The organism is Rufibacter ruber, assembly GCF_014138425.1.
Classification (GTDB): Bacteria; Bacteroidota; Bacteroidia; order Cytophagales; family Hymenobacteraceae; genus Nibribacter; species Nibribacter ruber_C.
The window spans coordinates 396,102-416,568 of record NZ_JACJIQ010000001.1; the positions used below are offsets into that span (position 1 = coordinate 396,102).

Consider the following 20,467-nt stretch of genomic DNA (forward strand, 5'->3'; position numbering starts at 1 on the left):
TTAGCCCAAAATAACCAAATGAGTTCTTTCCCGTTAAAATAGAACTGACGCTATATAGGGTTGGTATTTCTAACGGAAAGAACTCATTTTTTTTAAAGTACTACTATGAAAGACAACGGAAAAATCATTCTGGCTTTGCTGGCAGGCGCTAGCGCCGGTGTGGTGGCTGGTATCTTAATGGCACCTGAAGCCGGTGAGAGCACCCGCGGCAACCTGAAAAAGTCCGCCTCAAAACTGAGCCAGGGACTCAATGAAAAATTGCAGGGCAGCATGGACCAGTTGCAGGCCCTTACCGCCAGTGCTGGCGCCCTGGTAGGCCGCAAAGGCGGTTCAAAGGGAGCCGCGGCAGATGTGGTGAACACGGGATCCAACACTACTGCTACCTCTCACCTGGACAATAACCCCACCGGCGGCAACGTAGATGCCGCTGGCGCTACCAGCTCCAGCCTGGGCAACACCGGCGGAACCAATGATGCCCCTGCCAGCAGCGGCAAAAAATCAAAAGGTGGCACCGGCGCATCAGGCAAGAAAGCCACTGATACCACCACCACAAAGGCCAAGTCTTCTGCAAGCAGCGGGCAGGGCTCTTCTAAGGGATCTGGCGGCGGTTCAAACGCCTCTGCCTAACTTTTTCTGCGGGCTTTGCAACTTTGTACGGGCAAGGCCGTTAAAGCAAGTAGATATGATTGGTTAAATAGTGAAAGCGAAACCGATGAAGGGATGCAAAGCAGAAGCTTGGCGTTGAAACTTAATATGAGAGATCGATTTAGATTTAGTTTTTAAGGGATACGTTGAGTGCGAGGTAGAACAACATCAAGTAAGTAGCAAAAGACGTTATTTAACCAATATAAGAAAGCCTTCCCAGACGGGGAAGGCTTTCTGCATTTACAGCCTTTCTGTTTTTGGCCTTATTTTCAGAAAACAGGTTAAAAACAGGAAAGAAGTGATTGAGTAAGTGAGTGGCGCAGGAACGTTTAGAAGAGGATTTACGGGATTCAGTGGATCTTCGGGGTTTAGTAACTTTCAAGTTTCGCTGGCGCGAGACTTCCGTCTCGTGACTGACCGTGCGGCGAGTCTCCAGACTCGCCGGGAACCATAAGATGGGAATTGGTGAAACAGGAGTCTGAAGACTCCACACACCCATCGGCACGAGTCTGGAGACTCGCGCCAGATATAATTGCCAGATAAAACCTTTCATCTTTTCTACCAAACAGAAGGAAGTTACTTCCGTGGTTTTCTTTTGCTTGGTAGATGGCTGTTCTACCTTGAGCCGTTTCCCCTCATCCTACCCATCTCCCAGAGGGAGAAGGAACCCGCTTTTGCGTTTTCGGCCTGTTTTGGCCAAAACAGGCCGAAAACAGAAATGCCGTCCCAATTAAAAGAGACGGCATTTCTGGTTTTATGGCACTATTGCTCAGGGAACATTGTCAAATCTGCAAATTGAAAAACAGCCCCTCAACCCATTGAAAAAAATAGCACATTACTCCGCTTGGCGCTCGGGCTTCATCTGCGGGAAGAACAGCACGTCCTGGATAGAGTGTGAGTTGGTCATGATCATGCTGAGGCGGTCAATGCCAATGCCCAGACCGGCGGTTGGCGGCATACCGTATTCCAGGGCACGTAGGAAGTCCTCGTCTAGCACCATGGCCTCTGTGTCGCCGCGTTTGCCCAGTTCCAGTTGCTCCTCAAAGCGGGCGCGCTGGTCAATGGGGTCGTTGAGCTCAGAGAAGGAGTTACAGATTTCCTTGCCGTTGCAGATGGCCTCAAAACGCTCCACCAGACCTTCTTTGCTGCGGTGCTTCTTGGCCAGCGGGCTCATTTCTACAGGGTAGTCGGTGATGAACGTAGGCTGGATCAATTTGCCTTCGCACTTCTCCCCGAAGATTTCATCAATGATCTTGCCTTTGCCAATGTTCGGGTCCAGTTTGATGCCTAGGCTGGCGGCGGTTTCACGCAGTTGCGGCTCGTCCATGGCAGAGATGTCAATGCCGGTGAAGTGCTCAATGGCCTCAAACATGGTGAAACGTTTCCAGGGGCGGGCGAAGTTGATCACGTTCTCTCCCACCTGCACTTCAGTGGTGCCGTGCAGGGCAATGGCCACGCGCTCCACCATTTCCTCCACCAGGTCCATCATCCAGTAGTAGTCTTTGTAGGCCACGTACAGCTCCACCTGGGTGAACTCCGGGTTGTGGAAACGGCTCATGCCTTCGTTTCTAAAGTCTTTGGAGAACTCGTACACGCCGTCAAAACCACCCACAATCAAACGCTTGAGGTACAGCTCATTGGCGATGCGCAGGTACAGAGTCATGTCCAGGGTGTTGTGGTGCGTCTTGAACGGACGGGCGGCGGCTCCGCCGTACAGCGGCTGCAGGATGGGGGTTTCCACCTCCAGGTAACCGCGCTCGTTCAGGTACTCGCGCATGGTGTTCACCAGCCTGGTGCGCTTGATGAAGGTGTCGCGCACGTCAGGGTTCACCACCAGGTCTACGTAGCGCTGGCGGTAGCGCAGTTCCGGGTCTGAGAAGGCATCATACACGTGCTCTACGCCGTTCTCGTCTACTTCGCGCTTTACAATAGGCAACGGTTTCAGGGACTTGGCCAGCAGTTTCAGCTCGGTCACGTGTACCGAGGTTTCGCCTACCTGCGTCTTGAACACGTAGCCTTTGATCCCGATGAAGTCGCCAATGTCCAGCATCTTCTTGAACACGGTGTTGTACAGGTCCTTGTCTTCGCCCGGGGCGATGTCATCACGGCTTACATAAATCTGGATGCGGCCCGTGCTGTCCATGAGCTCGGCAAACGAGGCCTTGCCCATGATGCGGCGGCTCATCATGCGGCCCGCCAGGCTCACTTCCTGAAAGTTGTTCTGCTCGGGATTGAAGTTTTCCTTTATTTCCTTGGCCGTGGCAGTCACGTCAAAAAGTTCTGAGGGATAGGGGTTGATGCCCATCTTCTGGAGCTCTTCGCGCTCATGGCGCCGGCGCAGTTCCTGTTCGCTTAAATGCATGGAAACGTCTTATTCAGTGGATTCTATAAATCAAACCGCGAATTTCGGAAATAATTTGCAGAATACAGGGGAATGGGAGGGAATCCTTGTAAGAAGCGGTTTATAAATGGTTTTCTGGGGTTAGGCCAAGGTTGTTTGGAGAAATGGGCGGAAAGGGGAATGTTTTTTTCCGCACCCCAGGCGTTCAGGGTTGCTCCGGTTGCAGTCAGCATGGGTAGCGGAGAATGTAACCTTTGATGCTGTGCCGTATGAGCGGGCTTTTCGGTTGCAGCAGTGGCAATGCGTAGTGAGTTGTTCCCTTGGCGGGGGAGTTTGATGCGGTGCCTCATAGTCTATTCTGTTCCATTACTGCTGCTGTTGGAATGTGTAGTTCGCTGTTCCCTTGGCTTTGCCGCTTGCTGCAGTGCCGTTATTTTAGGAACACGTGGTCTGCTGTTTCCCATGGCTTTGGCGTTTGCTCCGGTGCGAAATCCCGTTGCTGTTGCATTGCCTCCGGTAAGCGCTCACGGCCGCGGGGCCCCGTCCTGGCGGTGAGCACTGCTGTTAAAACTAGGCCCTCCGGCCTTGCCGCTGGAGCGGCACCGTATTAACAGAGGCGCTCACCCCCAGGACTGGTTTAGGTTCCATTGCAGCTATTGCTTTTCTTGATGTAGATTGTTTGCAGGTTAGTGCTGTAGTTCCGCTAGCCTGAGACGAGCCCGTGCTGCGCACATCAGCCAGGGGCAGAAGTGCTAATTAACAGAGGTGCCACCAGCAGAAGCGTTGATTGTTCATTGCTGCTTGCCTGCCGCTTTCTCTGGTTCAAGTTTCCAACTTGGACCTATGGTGGTGGAAGCTTTCAGCTTCCATGGGGCGGCAGCCTCACATTACTTCTGCTTCTTCTGCCCTCTATGGCGCGGAAGTTACTTCCGTGCCTTCTAACTCCAGCTGATACTCACCCGCTGGCGTGAGTCTCCAGACGCGTGCCTACAAATGATGGGCGGTCTCTGGCTGCTCTCGCGGCGCGGCAGCCCAACCAGGCATTGCTGCTTCATTCGTACTGAATTGCCTAGGGACAAAAAGAAAGGACTCAGGACTCAAGACTCAGGACTCACTTCGATATTCCCTTCCCGGGAGGGGTTGGGGTGGGTTTTATGGCGCCTGCTCCCGCAGTTCCGCCAGCTCCTGACACCCCATGCCATCCGGAGAACCTGCGGCGTCTGTTCCAATTCCCGTTTCTGGCCTGTTTTGCTGAAAACAGGCCAGAAACAGAAGGCCTCAGGAGAAGGGGTATCTCCTGAGGCCTTTTAATTAAAGGCGTTTTGGAGCTGTTTTTCTGAAAACAGCTCCAAAACAGAAGGAATGGCTCCTGATTTATGCTAATTCCAGTTTGTCAAGTTCACTGGTGATGAAAGCCAGCTCCTGAGGGGATAAGTGCAGGTCCATGGCTTTGGCGTTCTGGATGGTTTGCCCGGCGTTGCGGGCGCCCACCAGGGCAATGGTGATGCCGGGTTGGGTAATAGTCCAGCGTAATACCAATTGGCCGAGGGTGGCGTTTTTGTCTTCGGCCAGCGGCCGGATCTTGTCCAGGAACTGATTCACCTTTTCCAGGTTGTTTGGCTGGTAGACGGGTAACTGAGCGCGGTGATCGCCTTCGTTGAAGTGGTGGCCGGGTTTGATTTTGCCGGTGAGAAGGCCGCGCTCCAGGGGGCTGTAGGCCAGAATGGCTTTGTTGTTTTCCAGACAATAGGGCACCACATCGGCTTCAATGTTACGGTGCACCATGCTGTAGGGCACTTGGTTGGAGGCCAAGGTCACGTACTTTTCAGCCTCCTGCATCTGGGCCACGCTGTAGTTGCTCACGCCGGCTTGCCGTATTTTCCCCTCTTTGAGAAGCTGGGCCACCGCCTCAAACGTCTCCTGAATGGGCGTGGTCACGTCTGGCCAGTGTATCTGGTAGAGGTCAATGTAGTCAGTGCCCAGGCGCCGCAGGCTGTCTTCGCATTCTTTGATGATGCTTTCGCGGCCCGCGTATTTATAGACATCAATGGGGTTACCCTGGTTGTCCTGGCTGTGCATGGCAAAGTCGCCTTGGGCCAAGTCCCAGCGCATGCCAAATTTGGTCAGGATCTGCACCTGGTCGCGCGGGATGCCTTTGATGGCTTCGCCCACTATCTCTTCGCTCAGGCCCTGGCCGTAGATAGGCGCGGTGTCTATAGAGGTCATGCCGTGGTCAACGGCTGCTTTGATGGCGGCTACGGCTTCCTGGCGTTCGGTCCCGCCCCACATCCAGCCGCCGGCGGCCCAGGCGCCAAACGTTAATACTGATACTTCTAAATCTGTTGCTCCTACTTTTCTGAATTCCATAAGTACTGGGTTTAAAGCTGCTGCAAAAGGACTGTTGTTCCCATTTTACGCATTTTAAAGAAAACGATTGGCCCTCAGAAAATGATGCCGAAGGGGTGGTTGCCCAAGGTATACCCGGGGGGTGTGCACGGTGCCTGGCGGGCCGTTTTAATCTTTGCCGCCTTTTGCCCGTTTAAGACAAGGTTGATCCCCCAATACGAAAACTATGAAATGTGAATTGAACTTGATTTTTGAAGAGAATGACGGCACCCTTCGCTGGATTTTCAACATTTTAATCTACGCCCACCAAATCAGCGACCCCGACATAAGGAAGGCGTTGCACCCCACCCTGAAGGAGTTTCTGCACAAACGGAGCTTTCAGGAAGTGGTGCGGCTGGCCGAGACAGACATTGACGAGGGGGACTTTGTACGGGATTACCTCAAGCAGAACCTGATCAAGTTCAATGCTTCGCAGGTGAGGTTCAAAGGCGAGAAGATCAAAGCGCTGTGCTTTACCATTGAGCAGGCGGGGCAAATGCAGGCCGCCGCAGACCCTGCCTCTGTTGCCCCTGAAGTTCTGGCCTTGTTTGAGGGCCATGCCCTGAAATTAAACCAGATCAGGCACTGTGCCGAGGAGGCGTTGAAAGAAGCAGGGGCGAAAGGTGTTAAAATTGAGCGGTTCAGCCATGAATAATCTGGTGCTAGAATAAGAACCGGTTTAGAGTTTCCCCCTCTTTCTCTCTGGAAGCGTTTATAGCGCGTAGGCGTGCGCTTTTGCCGCCGTTTTAGGGCTGTTTTTCTGAAAACAGCCTTAAAACAGGGCGAGTCAGCCCTTGCCGCACAAGCGCACGCCGGCGCCCCTAAATACAACAGAAAGCTCTAAGCCGTTTTTACTTTAAAGACACAAAAGCAGCGGGCAACACTCCATTGACAAGGGGAAGAATATAAACGTTTTCGGCCTGTTTTTCATAAAACAGGCCGAAAACAGAAACCGCGCGTAAAGTTCTGCTATTAAATATTATGCGGCAACCGCTAACTGCAGCGTAGCGCCGCCTTGGAACAGTGGGCCTACCTGCGTTTTCAAACGCGCCTCCACAAAGCTGTTTTGTAGGTGCGGGGGCAGCTCCTGCACCAGCTGCCGGTACTTCTCTATGCCCATGGCTTTGGCCACGTAACTTTCATGAATCCCGTTCAGGTAACTCACAATTTCAAGCAGAGACTCATGAAACAGCCTGAAATCAATCTGGGCCTCTACAAAGCGGTCTATTTCTTTGTGAGACGAGGAGATGCGCAGTCGGCTTAAAAGGTCAAACAGGGTAGTATACCCCATGCGCCACGTAATCTGCTGCCAGTGCTGTGCTGACCATTTATCCAGCACCTGGCCTGTTTTGCTGCTCCTGATGGCGGTAGCCGGGTTGTTCTGTACCTGCTGCCTAATGGTGGTGGCCGCCAATTTTCTGGTGGTTCTCAGAAACTGGCCAATTTGCGCCTGCGCCTCTATCTCTTTCCCGGCTATCTGCAGGCCCGCCTTGTACCCGGCCAAAGGCAGCCTGTGAATACTGAAATCATGATAGGGACCGGCCGCATAGAAACCAATAGTTCTGGAGTAGGCGTTTTTCACCACCAGTCGGCCAGCTTCTCTTCTGATTACCGCTTCCTGGTTTGTTTTAATGCCCAAGGTGTACAGGAACGCCTGCAGACCGGCAAACACGGCATAATATGCCTGCGGAAAAGTCCAGTGCAGGGCGTTTCGCAGGTAAGTCTCGTCGCCCAGTTCGGCGGTGGCTCTTAAAGCATACTCGGTGCTCCAGCTGTTGTGGAGCATCTTGGTAAGCGCCTGCAGGTCCTGCTCAGTCAAATCAGCGGCATGCTGCCGGAAAAATACCTGATTCTGAAGAGTAGCAGTTTCCTGGCTATGGTTGATATGGTAGTTAATGGCAAAAAAATAGTTCAGGAACACCTGGGCGGGAATAGACTTCCGCCAAGCAGAATCCTGGGTTTGGGGCTCCTCTGGGAAGAGCGGAATCACGTTTTCATCTGTCACCTTCTTCATGTTTTTAGAACAAATTCCAGAGGGGCAGAGTTGCATTTTCGAGTATTTGTTTGTGAGTTTAAGTGTCCGATATACAGCTATTTATAAAGTATTTTATGTAATGAAAATGAGGATAGGTCTCTCTTTGTCACAGGCATACGTGCATGCTTTGCCTTTTGGCTAGAGGATTTCTGTTTCTGGGCTGTTTTTTAAAAAGTAGCCCAGAAACGCTGGCGAAAAGCCAACGCTTAACACCAAGAAAGAAATAGTAAAAAGTAAGTTGAGAGGGCTAAACACTACCAGGTGAAAAGATAACCAGCTAGGGGAATGGGGGCTGACGCTGGTTGAGACCCTCCTTTCAATTTTTAGAATGGACAATATGATAGAATAAAAATAACCAAAGCATAACATAGGGAATAAGTCTATTAGTTACTTTTGTTTATAAAAGCTGAAGCTCACCAGCTTGCACAAACATACGCTGTTCATGATGCTGGTTATCTCTGTTATTTCCTCTCAAACCAATAATTATGATTAAACATTTACAAAAATTAAGTCTGCTTCTCATAGCTGGTCTCTGGCTAGGAGGTAGTGGTGATGTGTTGGGACAAACTTTTAACGAGGACTTTGTTTATAACAATGATGTCGCCCTTACAGAAAATGGTTGGACTGCTCATAGTAGTGGTGGAACCAATGTTATCAAAGTACAGAACAATGGTCTTAGTTATTTAAACCTGATTGGTTCAGACGTAGGAAGGGCTGTACAGTTAAATTCAACTGGGGAAGACATCAGCAAATCCTTGGGGGCTTCCTTTACGTCAGGGGCTCTCTATACTTCCTTCCTCGTTAACTTTTCAGCTGTACAAACTGCAGGTGATTATTTCCTGCATCTGGGGCCTGCTACGTTAGGTAATAATTTCGTGCCAAGAGTTTTTGCTAAAAGTGCAACGGGAGGGTTGGTGTTAGGCGCTAGTATTTCCTCCACTTCTCCTTCTTACGGAACAGAAGTTTTAGAGCTAAATAGAACTTACCTAGTAGTGGTAAAGCATTCTTTTGTTTCAGGAAGCTCCAATGATGTTGTGCAGGTGTTTGTAAACCCAGCATTAAATGCAAGTGAGCCTGCCACGGCTTACATTAGCGCCACAGGTGGAACTGACCCCGCCAATATAGGCACTATTGCATTAAGACAAGGAAGTGCCTCAAACGCACCTACTTTGCTGGTTGATGCGATAAAAGTTGGTGCTACCTGGAATCAAGTTACTGCTGGTAGTCAAACAGATGATACAGCACCAACTCTGTCAACTACTACTCCCGCCACTGGTGCAACAGGCGTTGATACCAAGATTGATCTGATCTTAAACTTTAACGAACCCATAGTTGCGGGTACGGGTGAGGTAACATTTAATTGGAACGGAGGCTCTATGACAAAGAGCACCAAAGACCAGGGCAATGAAACCTCTGGGAACAGAGCTATTCTAAGGGATATAACGCTGGCTCCTAACACGGTATACACTATCACAGTAGCCAATAATGCCTTTAAAGATCTGGCTGGAAATTTCTTTGGAGGGGTTACCGGGAACAGCTGGACGTTCACTACCTTCAATCCAGTGGCTCCAAGTATATCTGCAGCTGTTAGCAGTCTGACGTTCCCGTTAACAGGAATGAATAGCTTTTCACCTGTGCAATCATATGAGATTGATGCTTGGAACCTGACTGAAAGTATTACAATCTCTGTTACAGGACCTTACCAGATAGCCAAAGGTGAAAACGCAGCACAAGGCATTTTTGGGACTACTCCAATTTCTTTTACCCAAGCGGAGGCAGATGGAGGTGAAAAAGTGTTTGTACGCTTTGCTCCAACAGCTACCTCAGAAAATACCGGAACTATTACCCATTCTTCGGCCGGTGCTCAAAATGTAACAGTGGCCTTGACCGGAAGCAGCTATAACCCCTATGTACAAGATTTCAATGACCCTGCCTTCTTAACCAAGAGCGGCTGGAGCCAGTATAGCGTATCTGGTGCTCAGGTATGGGCAAGCACCAACTTCGGCCAGACTTGTTTAACCGGATGTAATGCCTCCACCCCAGATAAAGCAGCTCAAATCAATGGATTTGTAAATGGGGCAAATAATGTGAATGAAGACTGGTTGATTTCACCTGCTTTAGATTTAGCAAGCTTTACTAATTACCCAGTGCTGCAATTTGCCTCTATTTCAGCGTTTGCGGGTAATCAGTTGAAATTGATGTATTCCACTAATTACACGGGTTCAGGAAATCCTCAAGTGGCCACCTGGACAGAGGTACCCAACGTTTTTCCGGCTTCAAACAGCAGCATCTGGACAATTTCTCCAAACATAGAGTTACCCAAACAAGCCAATGTGTATGTGGCTTTCGTCTATACGTCAACGGCCACGGCTTCTTCTAGATGGACCATTGATAATTTTAAAGTAGAAGACAAAGCGGCCTATTACAACCTGCCAATTGCCTCATTGAATTTTGGGGAGGTAGTAAGCGGAAATACTTCTGCTCCCCAAATGTTTACCTTCAATGCAAAAGGAAATGGAAATATCACCGTTACCGCCCCAGCTGGTTTTAAGCTAAAAGCTAGCGGAGATACCTATGCGCAAAGCATAGTGGTGCAAGAAGCAGACGCCCTTCAAGGACAAAACATTTCAGTGGTATTTGCTCCTACAACAAAAGAGATGTTGATCACTGGAAAAATTTCATTTGCAGGTTCTTCTCTTACTGAAGAGGGAATTACATTGATTGGAAACTCCCTTCCAAAATCTGAGACTTTTGACATTGCCGCTTACAACATGCAGTTCTTTGGTAATGGAACACAGATTGAAGGAAGTTTCGGACCTAAAAACAGAACGTTGCAAATAGAAAATGCTGCAGAGGTGTTCAAGAAAATGAACATGGATATTGTTGGGGTAGAAGAGATCAGTGATGAGTCTGCCCTGGATGAAATGATAGCCAAATTGCCAGGTACGTATGCAAAGAGCATCTCACCAGTATATTCATATTCCATCAAACCAAACACTAGCACAGACCCATTCCCCGCTCAGAAGATAGGCTTCATTTACAATACTGCCACTGTACAACCTGTTTCCTTCAGAGTGATGTTTGAAAATCTGTATAGAGATGCCGTGGCTAAGAAAACTACTCTTATAAATGACAGTTTCTGGTCATCTGGCCGCTTGCCGTATCTGGGGATTTTTGACGTGACCATTAACGGTAAAACCCAGCGCTTGCACGTAATTGACGTTCATGCCAAATCTGGAGGGCAACCAGATGACTATGACCGCAGAAAAGTAGATATTCAAGTATTAACTGACTCTCTAAACGCCCATTATGGCAACGCCAACATTGTTATTTTAGGAGACTACAATGATGATATTGCCAAGTCAATAAGAACCGGTTACCCAAGTACCTACCAGTCTATGATAGAAGATGCTGCCCGTTATAAAGCCTTGACCTATGATTTAAGCGCGGCCGGTGCCTCTACTTTCCCAAGCTCAAATAGTTTCCTGGACCACATTATCATTTCGAATGAATTAATTGATGACTATGTGGCTAGTTCCATCACCATTGAAGATCCAAGAACCTATGTGACTAATTATTCCAGCACCACCTCAGACCATCTTCCAATTTCTGCCAGATTTGCCTTCACTTCCAGCACTCCGTTGGTAACGTTTGCCCAGGCCAACCAAACCAAGGCAGAGGGAGCGGGCAAAGCCACCATTACCTTGAATGTGGCCGAGGCGGTTGCTTCTGAGCAAACCATTAAAGTGAAGGTAAGCGGTAACGGTTCTGCCTCCGCCGGTGATTATACCTTGTCGCCCGCAGCTACCAATGACGTGGTCACCCTTACGCTTCCGGCCAACGCCACCTCTGTTTCCTTTGACATTAACATCACAGATGATGCCGAAGTAGAGTTAGACGAAACACTTGATCTGGAGATTGTGGAGGTAGGCAACCTGTTGACCATCGGGACACTGAAAACAGCGGGCCTTAAAATCACAGATAATGACAAAGCCACAGTTTCTTTTGTGGCCGCCTCAGCCTCTAAACAGGAGCGTTTAGGAGGCCAAACGGTAGAGTTGTCTATGAACAAGCCAAGCCCGGTGAGCCAGACAATTACCCTCACGGTTACCAACGGTGCCGGAGTAGCCTACACTACAGACTACACCACCACGCCAGCCGTCAATAATAATGCTATCAGTTTGACGGTACCTGCCGGGCAGACCACCGCTTCTTTCATCCTGACACCTGTCAACGATCTGGTGATAGAAGAAAATGAAACCATCAGTTTTGAGATCACAGCTGTAGGGAGCCACCAGGAGATTGGAACCGCCAAAACGTTTGTTTACACTATAGAGAATGATGATACGCCGCTGGGGGTGGCAGATGCTCTGGCTGGTAACTTTGGGGTAAGCCCTAACCCAACCAGTGGGGCGGCTACTTTGCAACTTCCTGCCTCTTTGGGCACACAGAATAACCTTACTTTACAGGTGTACAGTGTACGGGGTGAAATGATCCTGCAAGCCGTTGGTTCAGAACTAACCCTGAACAACCAACTGAGCCGTAAGCTCCGTACAGCTGCCGCCGGTATGTATGTAGTAAAAGTTCAGACGGGGGGGCAAACCTACCAAACCAGAATTGTGAAGAACTAATTGTCCGTATTCTCTTCAAAGGCCAGCCGTCCCATTTCGGCTGGCCTTTTTTTATGCGCTAATTATTGCTTTACTTTAGCGCCTGTATTTGATTTTGTTGGTTCTCTAAAGTTGTTTTTCAGCTCTTTTACATAAAATAGACCCGAAACATGAAAACCCGATTTTTAGTCTCGTACCTCCTGGTCTTCTCCTTGTTATGGGGCGGTTGCCGCACCACAGAAACCCCTAAGCCGGCTGCCGGTTCAACCAGGGGGGCCGTGGGTGCTAACGGGATGGTGGTCAGCGCCCACCCGGAGGCTACCAGAATTGGACTGGAGATTCTTAAAAAGGGAGGTAACGCTTATGATGCGGCCGTGGCCACCGGGTTTGCCTTAGCCGTCGCTTTTCCGGTGGCGGGAAATATTGGAGGCGGTGGCTTTCTGGTCTACCGTAAGCACAATGGTGAGATAGGAGCCCTTGACTACAGAGAGAAGGCGCCCGCAGCGGCAACCCGTGATATGTACTTAGACGCCCAGGGCAATGTACGCCCAGATGCCAGTACCCTGGGGCACTTAGCCGTGGGGGTTCCGGGCGCGGTAGATGGTCTGTTTACCATGCACCAGAAGCTGGGGAGTCTGAGCTGGGCCGAGGTGGTGCAGCCTTCTATTGACCTGGCCCAGAAAGGCGTGGTGCTCACCGAGAAGGAGGCCCGTGGGTTAAACCAGACCAAAGAAGAATTTGTACGTGCCAATAAATTTCCAACCCATCTTGTGCGGGAGAAACCATGGCAGCAGGGAGATGTACTACCGTTGCCAGAGCTGGCAAAGACGTTAGAGCGCATCCGGGACAACGGGAGAGCTGGGTTTTATGAAGGTGAAACAGCTACTTTACTGGTGAAAGAAATGAACCGCGGCGGCGGTATTATTTCAGCCCAGGACCTGAAGAATTACCAGTCAGTCTGGAGAACGCCGGTTACCGGTTCTTATAAAGGGTATAAAGTAATATCCATGCCCCCGCCCTCCAGCGGAGGTGTTGCCCTGGTGCAGTTGCTGAAAATGGTGGAGCCCTATGACCTGTCTGGCTGGGGGTGGCAATCGGCTAATACAGTTCACGTGATGGTGGAGGCAGAACGAAGGGTATATGCTGACCGCGCCACCTACCTGGGAGACCCGGACTTCTTTCAGGTACCCGTTGACAAACTCCTAGCGCCAGCCTACCTAAGGCAGCGTATGTCTTCCCTGCAAATGCAAAACGCCACTCCTTCAGATCAGATTATGGCTGGAAAGCTGTTGGCCTATGAAAGTGACCAGACCACGCATTACAGCATTGTTGACAAGTGGGGTAACGCAGCTTCCATCACCACCACCTTAAATGGGAATTATGGTTCTAAAGTGGTGGTAGAAGGGGCGGGTTTCCTGCTGAACAATGAGATGGATGATTTTAGCGCAAAGCCCGGGGTTCCTAACATGTTTGGGTTGATTGGCGGCGAAGCCAACGCCATTGCCCCCGGTAAGCGCATGCTCAGTTCCATGACCCCTACTATTGTAGAGAAAGAGGGTCAGTTGCACCTGGTGGTAGGTACGCCTGGCGGTTCCACCATTATTACCTCAGTGTTTCAAACGGTGCTGAACGTGCTGGAGCATGGCATGACTATGCAGGAAGCAGTAAACGCCCCCAGGTTCCACCACCAGTGGCTGCCAGATAGAATTGAGCCGGAGCCAAAAGCCATTGCAAGCCAGGTGCGGGAAGAGCTGCAGAAGCGCGGGCACCAGTTCCAGGGGCGCAGCGCCATAGGTCGTGTAGACGGCATTTTACGACTGCCAAACGGTTCCTGGGAGGGAGGGGCAGACCCCAGAGGCGATGATGCCGCCGCCGGTTATTAGACCAAGGCAAAAAATGTGAACTTTAAGAAGCAGGCTTCGGTTATCCCTCCATCTAAAGCTTATAGAATTGTAACCTTTCTAAGACCGTCTAACTACAAAGACAGAGTACCCTTTAATACAGGATTAAAAATGAAGCTAAAGCAAATTTTGGTGGTTGCTTTTCTGCTAATGGCAGGAGTAGCCCAGGCGCAGATAGAGAAGCACCGTATGACGCTGCCCAGACTCTACCAGCAAAACTACTTTTACCTTAACCCTGCCTTTGCAGGGTCTGAGGGCAAGCGTGAGTTTGGACTGAACACCCACTTGAATTCCATCAAGAAAGAAGGAAGCACCTCGCCGCTGTCTGTCATTGCCCATTACCAGGGGGCAGTAGGAGATACCACCAGAAACGGGATTGGCGTGGTAGCCGTGTATGACCAGTTTGGGCCTTACTGGTTAGGCCGTTTAGGGCTGACGTATGCCAAGCGGTTCAGATTAGGGGAGTATAGCAGCATTGGGGTTGGTACCCAGCTCTCAGCAAAATACCTTAATATTGATTTGGCTGAAGCAACCAGGGGCCTTCCTGTGAAAGAGCAGATGGTGGGGCATGACAATGACCTGAGACCAGATGTAGACGTTGGGGTATGGTTGAATATCCGTAATTTTTATGCCGGGGCCACCTTTGCCTCTCTGCTGCAGCCCAACTTCAACTTAACAGAAACTGCTGAGCGGGAAGACGTGCGGGAGGTGTTTTTAACCGCAGGCTATAAGCTAGAGCTGGCAGACGAGTTCAGTATCACCCCTTCTGTTTTCTTTGACAAACCTCTGAAAGGAGGCGAGTTTGGGCAGCAGTACAGTGCGCTCGCCACCTATAAGTTCCTGTCTTTGGGGGCCACCCACCGCAACGGTGGACAATTCTCTGGGCAACAGGCACCCTGGAGCATCATGGGCGGAGTCAATATCTCTGAAAGGGTTTCCTTTCTGGGCTCTTATGATCTGACCAAAGACAAAAACGGGTACGAGCCTGATCCACAGGTAGAGGCGAACCTTCGTTTCAGGTTTTAATTTCTTTTGAACCGCATAAAAAGGCTCACCCTACGGTGGGCCTTTTTTATTGGCATTTAAAACTAAAAGAAGTTTAGAGTACTCTGTTTTCCATGGCCAGGCGTCTGCTGGTGCGGTAAGGGTAGACGGGCTTCCTGTTTCTGGCCTGTTTTTGGAAAAGTAGACCAAAAACAGGGGCGAGCGCCTACACCTGCGCCATGTTAACCCATCCAGAAAGTAAATGGGGAACGCACCACTGAGGTTCTCTGGGTCAATTATTTCTTTGCGCCACAAATGCCATTGCAGGAACCTTGCCCTTATTTTTTTACGCCTCTGCGGTACCGGTAAAAGCTTAAGAAACAACTTCGGCAGAACTGTGCCCAGCTAGTGGGGCGTATAAATAAATACATAATGATACACGCTCTTATCAGGGGCTTTGCTTTAAACACGGTGGGGGGAGGAGAGCAGCAGATAGGAGCAGGTCCAGCGGGTTTTCCTGTTTTTGGGCTATTTTTTCAAAAACAGGCCGAAAACAGGAAAAGGCAAATGGTTGGCCGTTATCCAGCTGGTTACGTGCCGCAATAGAGTCCAATCAAGGGGTAAACCTACCGTATGTGCCACCCAAACCCTTTCAGCTTATGAGGAGTAGAAGATATTCTAATAAAACCGTTTATGGACCTCTCCTTCATCATTAATGAATTAGGCGAAAACCGGGAGTCTTATTTGAATGCAGTTGCGCCCCCCGTTTTTCAGACCGGGAATTTCGCCTGTAAAACAGTGGCAGACATGCGCCATGCGCTGCAACATGAGACAGAGGTTGCATTCTATACCCGGGGCAAGAACCCCACGGTAGTCATGTTAGAGCAGAAAATAGCGGCTCTGGAAGGAACAGAAGCGGCCATTGCTTTTGGGAGCGGCATGGCAGCGGTGTCTGCGGCGGTTCTTTCCCGGGTGAAAGCGGGAGATCATATAGTGTGCATCAAAAAGCCCTACACCTGGGCCAATAGTCTGATGCTGAAATTTCTTCCGCGCTTTGGCGTGGAGGTAACAATGGTTGACGGCACAGACGCAGAAAATTTTAGAAGAGCCACCCAAAACAATACAGTGCTTTACTATCTGGAGAGCCCCAACTCCTTTACTTTTGAGCTGCAGGATATACGCGCGGTTACTGCCATAGCACGGGAACATAGTGTCTGCACTGTCATTGACAACAGTTTTGCCTCACCGTTGTTCCAGAACCCGGCACAAATGGGAGTGGATCTGGTCATTCACTCCGCCACCAAATACATTGGCGGCCACAGTGACGCCATGGGTGGTATAGTGTGCGGCAGCCGCGAAGCCATTCACCGTATTTTTAAGTCGGAGTACATGACCCTGGGGGCGGTGCTGTCACCCCATGAGGCCTGGCTCCTCATTCGCGGACTCAGAACCTTACCGGTGAGAATGGAGCGCGTGGCCCAAACCACCAGACAAGTGGTGGCATATCTTCAACAACGGAAAGAAGTAGCCGAGATTCTTTGGCCCTTCCTGCCGTCGCACCCGCAGTATGAGCTAGCAAAAGCCCAGATGAAAAACAATACCGGCCAATTCACTGTTCGGCTGAACACAACAGACCTGAAGGTGATAGAGCGGTTCTGCGACAGTCTACGGCATTTTCTGATGGCCGCCTCCTGGGGCGGGCATGAATCCCTGATCTTTCCGGTGGCGGCTACCGTTGACCCTGATTCTTTCAGCGCAACTGGTCTGTTTAACCTGGTGCGGTTTTATATTGGGCTGGAAGATGCAGACTACCTGATAAAAGATCTGGAGCAGGCGTTTGCGCAAATGTACCCGTAGCTGTTTCTGACCTGTTTTTTAGAAAACAAACAAAAAACGCCGCTCTAAACAGAGCGGCGTTTTTGCCAGAAGGTTCATTGGTCTATAAAATATCTTTGATGATAGAAACCGCCTCTTGAATATATAAGTCTTTCTTAGCGTTGCGGGTAAAGGCCTGAAAACGGGCCGACGCAGCAGTGTCTGCCGCCAGTTTACTTACATCTACTTTCAAAGTGGCTACATCAAGGGCAGGAATGGTTTTACGGGCATCTTCCAGTTTCTTGGCCTGCGCCTGATTAGCACGTTCCTGCGCCAGGTAGGTACTCAGTTTAAGGGAACGGGTAGACTGTTCGGTTCTTTCCTTAAGCTGTAAAGCGGCCTGGTTGATTAAGGAGAACGTAGGGCTGCTGTTGATTCTCTTCTTAGAAGATTCCTTCACCTTCTCAAAAGGAACAGCGGGGCTGCCCCAGGCGCTGAATTTGGCTCCCTGAATCTCATCAAACGGCAACGCGTAGTCCTGTTCCTTTTCCCCATACTTTAGATAGGTGTAGGTGTCTGGCAACGTTACGTCTGGGGTAACCCCGCGTAACTGTACCGTTTTACCAGAAATGCGGTAGTATTTCTGGGTGGTCAGTTTTAAGTGGCCCAGTGGTTTCACCGCGTCAAAAGAAGCAGGCAAAACCTGGTCTAAATCAAAAAACTGTTGAACGGTTCCTTTGCCATAGGTAGAGGAACCCACAATTACCCCGCGCTTATAGTCCTGAATGGCGGCCGCCAGAATCTCAGAGGCCGAGGCGCTGTTTTCATTCACCAACACTACCAGCGGGCCGCCAAACTGTACCTGCGGGTCACGGTCTTCCAGCACTGCCGCCGGGCCGTTGGCAGATTTAACCTGTACCACCGGTCCAGACTTGATGAAAAGCCCTACCATGTCTACCACGTCCTGCAACGAACCGCCGCCGTTGTTTCTCAGATCCAGAATGATTCCTTGGGCGTTTTCCTGCTTCAGTTTCTGTATTTCCTCCGCCACATCTTTGCCGCTGTTGCGGCCCCCGGCGTTTTTAAAGTCAGCGTAGAAACCCGGCAGGTGAATGTAGCCAATTGGTTTGGCGCCTTTGATCAACAGAGATTTGGCATAGCCCTCTTCCCGTACCACTACATCTCTGATGATAGAGATCACCTTCATGGTACCGTCTACCTTTTTCACCGTTAAGCGAACTTCTGTGCCTTTTTTGCCTCTGATCAGGCTCACCGCCTTGTCTATGCGCATGCCCTGTATATCAACCGGCGCCTGGTCGCCCTGGGCAACTTTCAGGATCAAATCACCGGGTTTGAGGTCTCCTTGCAGATAAGAAGGACTGCCCGGGGTGATTTCAGAAACCCTGATAAAGCCGTCTTTCTCCTGCAGCACCGCACCAATTCCCTCTAAGCGGCCGGAGAACTCGTAATCAAAATCCTCTTTCTCCTTCGGGGCAAAATATTCAGTATGCGGGTCATACACGTTGGCAAATGAGTTCAGGTACGTAGAGCGCCAGTCTTCATTCTCCAGCTGGTTCATGCGTTTGAACAGGTCGTCATAATTCTCCCGCAGTTTCTTACGGGCGTCTGCCTCAATCTCAGGCAGGCTCTTCTTGGGTTCTTTTGAACCGGCGGTGTCTGCTTTCTCCTGGCTGTCTACGGCGTCAGCCACCCTGATCAGCGCCTGGTATTTAAGGTATTTGCGCCACTCTTCTTTCAAAGCGGCAGGCGTGGCGGCAAACTTGATGTTCTCCGGTTTTACCTCAATGGTCTCGTCCTGGTCAAAATTGAAGGGCTTGTCTAAGATTTCCTTGTAATAGCCTTCCGCCTCTTTCAGTCTGTTCTTGAAGAGGGACATGGAAAGGTCAAAGAATTTGAACGACCCGTTTTTGAATTCATCATCCAGCTGGGTCTGGTAGGTTTTGAGCTGGTTCACGTCTGGCTGCAGCAAAAATTTCTTGTTGTAGTCCAGGCGCTCCAGGTATAAGTCAAAGGCGTGTTTTGAAAATTCATCATCCAGCCGCTCCGGGGAGTAGTGGGCCGAGCTCAGTCCCTGAACCAGTACCTTGGTCAGTACCTCGTTCTTCTGGTCCCGGGCCACCCCGTCCTTTTCCAGGAGCTTGTAGGAAGCGATGCCAAATACCACTGTGGCAGCAGTACTGTAGGCAACCAGTTTCGTCTTGAAGGAGAACATATTTAGATTTAAATAAAGTCAGCAAATATATGTACAAAAGTAGTGCCGTTTCTCTGGGGGAATACTTTCTCTTAAACGCAAAGTGGCGTTGAAAGGTGTGAGAACAGACTTTAATTTGTAGAAGAACTCAAAGTAAGCAGAAGCATTGATTTTTCAGCATTCCTGTTCCCCTTTTTAACAGAATTTTAAAGCTATTTGTTTCTTACCAGCTTTCATAGAAGCATAAACTGTAGGTAAACGATAAAATTATAATTGGCCAGGTTATGGAAATTAAGCGGGGCAGACATCTTATGCGAAACAGAAACCATTTGTCTACTTAAACCACTACCGCCATGGAAAACAAAACCGCACCACAAGCCACCCTCCTGGACATGATCTTTGACGGGCGAAACAAAGCCTATGGCGCTTACCTGCTACGCAGGTTGTACCACCGGCACTTGTCCCAGGCCCTGCTCATGGCCGTCTCCCTTTCTACCCTGTTAATCAGCTTACCCGTGATAGGGACCAAACTTTTTGGGGAAGATGACAGGGCGGTAGTTCCTGAGACAAAGCCAAGGCTAAGAGAAATGATTTCAGTACAGCTCCCCAAAATAGAAGAAAAAGTTGAACCGGTGAGGCAGCAGGAGCCAGCCAGCCCCAAGCCCGCGGGCAAGACCATCAGAAATGTGACCTATAAAGTAGAGCAGGACCAGCTGGTGAGGAACGAGCAGATCCCTACGCAGGAAGACCTGAAGACCGCCAATGCTTCTACGGTAACTTCTGAGGGCAATGGGTTGGGCAGGATAGATGACCCCATGGCGGGTACCGGGCCAGGCACCGGCGGCACTGGTGAAGGGGCAGGGACCGCCCCGGAGAAAACTGAAATATTCATTAGCGTGCAGGATATGCCGGAATTTGAGGGCGGAATGAAAAAACTGATGGACTTTGTAGGCAGAAACCTCAGATACCCCAGGGCAGCCCAGAGCCAGGGCGTGGAAGGAACCGTGGTCACCAGCTTTGTGGTGAGCCCTACCGGTGAACTTACAGATATCTCTATCCTGAAAGGGCTGGGATACGGCACCGAGGAGGAGGTGGTGCGCGTGCTGTCAAAAATGCCCCGCTGGAAACCAGGTATCCAGAACGGACGGGCCGTGCCCGTACGCATGACCCTCCCCATCAGGCTGGAGCTAAAGTAACAGGGAACGGGTTTGGCCTCCCAGAAAAATATACAATTGGATACCCTTCTGTTTTCGGCCTGTTTTCAGAAAAACAGGCCGAAAACAGAAGGGTGGCTTCACCCAAGACAGAACGAACCAGGGAAGGCGCTTGTGTACAGATTGATTTTGCTGGCGAAACGGGGAGCATAAGGTTCTTCTGTAGTGTTTTTAGAGCAGCCTAGCAGCGCTATGGTGCGAGGCAACCGCAATGTCAGGTTCTTTTGAGGCCGGTTTGCAGCGCATAAGACAAAGAGAAACAGGCTAAACGCAAAAAGTCCCCGGCTCATTAAGAACCGGGGACTTTCTGTTACTCAGGATTACC

At 50.1% G+C, this 20,467-nt stretch carries 12 protein-coding genes; 7 read left to right on the forward strand and 5 right to left on the reverse strand.

Annotation, left to right across the window (positions count from 1 at the left end):
- Positions 1-105 precede the first annotated feature (105 nt).
- Complete coding sequence (locus tag FHS90_RS01580; protein WP_066836950.1) at positions 106-627, forward strand: YtxH domain-containing protein; 522 nt, start codon at positions 106-108, stop codon at positions 625-627.
- Between the two features lie 211 nt (positions 628-838).
- Here the strand turns inward: FHS90_RS01580 and FHS90_RS01585 are convergent, their stop codons facing one another.
- The 3 genes from FHS90_RS01585 to FHS90_RS01595 all read right to left on the reverse strand — a co-directional run bounded on the left by FHS90_RS01585 (position 839) and on the right by FHS90_RS01595 (position 5,353).
- Positions 839-1,198, reverse strand: a complete 360-nt coding sequence (locus tag FHS90_RS01585; protein ID WP_182511311.1) for a hypothetical protein — start codon at positions 1,196-1,198, stop codon at positions 839-841.
- A gap of 282 nt (positions 1,199-1,480) precedes the next feature.
- The gene (gene lysS / locus FHS90_RS01590; protein WP_182511312.1) at positions 1,481-3,007 is read right to left on the reverse strand and encodes a lysine--tRNA ligase; all 1,527 of its coding nucleotides are present in this window, start codon (positions 3,005-3,007) and stop codon (positions 1,481-1,483) included.
- A 1,353-nt stretch (positions 3,008-4,360) separates the two neighbouring features.
- Positions 4,361-5,353: an aldo/keto reductase gene (locus FHS90_RS01595; RefSeq protein WP_182511313.1), complete on the reverse strand. Its 993-nt coding sequence runs from the start codon at positions 5,351-5,353 to the stop codon at positions 4,361-4,363.
- A 205-nt stretch (positions 5,354-5,558) separates the two neighbouring features.
- Here FHS90_RS01595 and FHS90_RS01600 point away from each other — a divergent pair, with 205 nt between their 5' ends.
- Positions 5,559-6,026 (forward strand): hypothetical protein, encoded by a 468-nt coding sequence (locus FHS90_RS01600; protein ID WP_153042846.1) that lies wholly within the window; start codon positions 5,559-5,561, stop codon positions 6,024-6,026.
- 324 nt (positions 6,027-6,350) lie between these two features.
- On the opposite strand, the gene FHS90_RS01605 is transcribed toward FHS90_RS01600, so the two are convergent.
- On the reverse strand, positions 6,351-7,385 hold the full coding sequence (locus FHS90_RS01605) for a hypothetical protein (protein ID WP_246386553.1): 1,035 nt from the start codon (positions 7,383-7,385) through the stop codon (positions 6,351-6,353).
- A gap of 506 nt (positions 7,386-7,891) precedes the next feature.
- Here FHS90_RS01605 and FHS90_RS01610 point away from each other — a divergent pair.
- From FHS90_RS01610 to FHS90_RS01625, 4 genes are all read left to right on the forward strand, one after another.
- Positions 7,892-12,037: an Ig-like domain-containing protein gene (locus FHS90_RS01610; protein WP_182511315.1), complete on the forward strand. Its 4,146-nt coding sequence runs from the start codon at positions 7,892-7,894 to the stop codon at positions 12,035-12,037.
- Between the two features lie 149 nt (positions 12,038-12,186).
- Positions 12,187-13,899 carry a gamma-glutamyltransferase gene (gene ggt / locus FHS90_RS01615; RefSeq protein WP_182511316.1) on the forward strand — a complete coding sequence of 571 codons (1,713 nt, stop codon included), beginning with the start codon at positions 12,187-12,189 and terminating at the stop codon, positions 13,897-13,899.
- Between the two features lie 129 nt (positions 13,900-14,028).
- A complete protein-coding gene (locus FHS90_RS01620; protein WP_066838894.1) occupies positions 14,029-14,943 on the forward strand; it encodes a PorP/SprF family type IX secretion system membrane protein in 915 nt (304 codons plus the stop codon).
- A 651-nt stretch (positions 14,944-15,594) separates the two neighbouring features.
- Positions 15,595-16,758: a trans-sulfuration enzyme family protein gene (locus tag FHS90_RS01625; protein WP_182511317.1), complete on the forward strand. Its 1,164-nt coding sequence runs from the start codon at positions 15,595-15,597 to the stop codon at positions 16,756-16,758.
- A gap of 82 nt (positions 16,759-16,840) precedes the next feature.
- Here FHS90_RS01625 and FHS90_RS01630 read toward each other — a convergent pair whose 3' ends face one another.
- Entirely contained in the window at positions 16,841-18,949 is a 2,109-nt protein-coding gene (locus tag FHS90_RS01630) for a carboxy terminal-processing peptidase (RefSeq protein ID WP_182511318.1), read from the reverse strand.
- Positions 18,950-19,281: 332 nt separating this feature from the next.
- Here FHS90_RS01630 and FHS90_RS01635 point away from each other — a divergent pair, with 332 nt between their 5' ends.
- Positions 19,282-20,124, forward strand: a complete 843-nt coding sequence (locus FHS90_RS01635; RefSeq protein WP_182511319.1) for an energy transducer TonB — start codon at positions 19,282-19,284, stop codon at positions 20,122-20,124.
- The last annotated feature ends 343 nt before the right edge of the window (positions 20,125-20,467 follow it).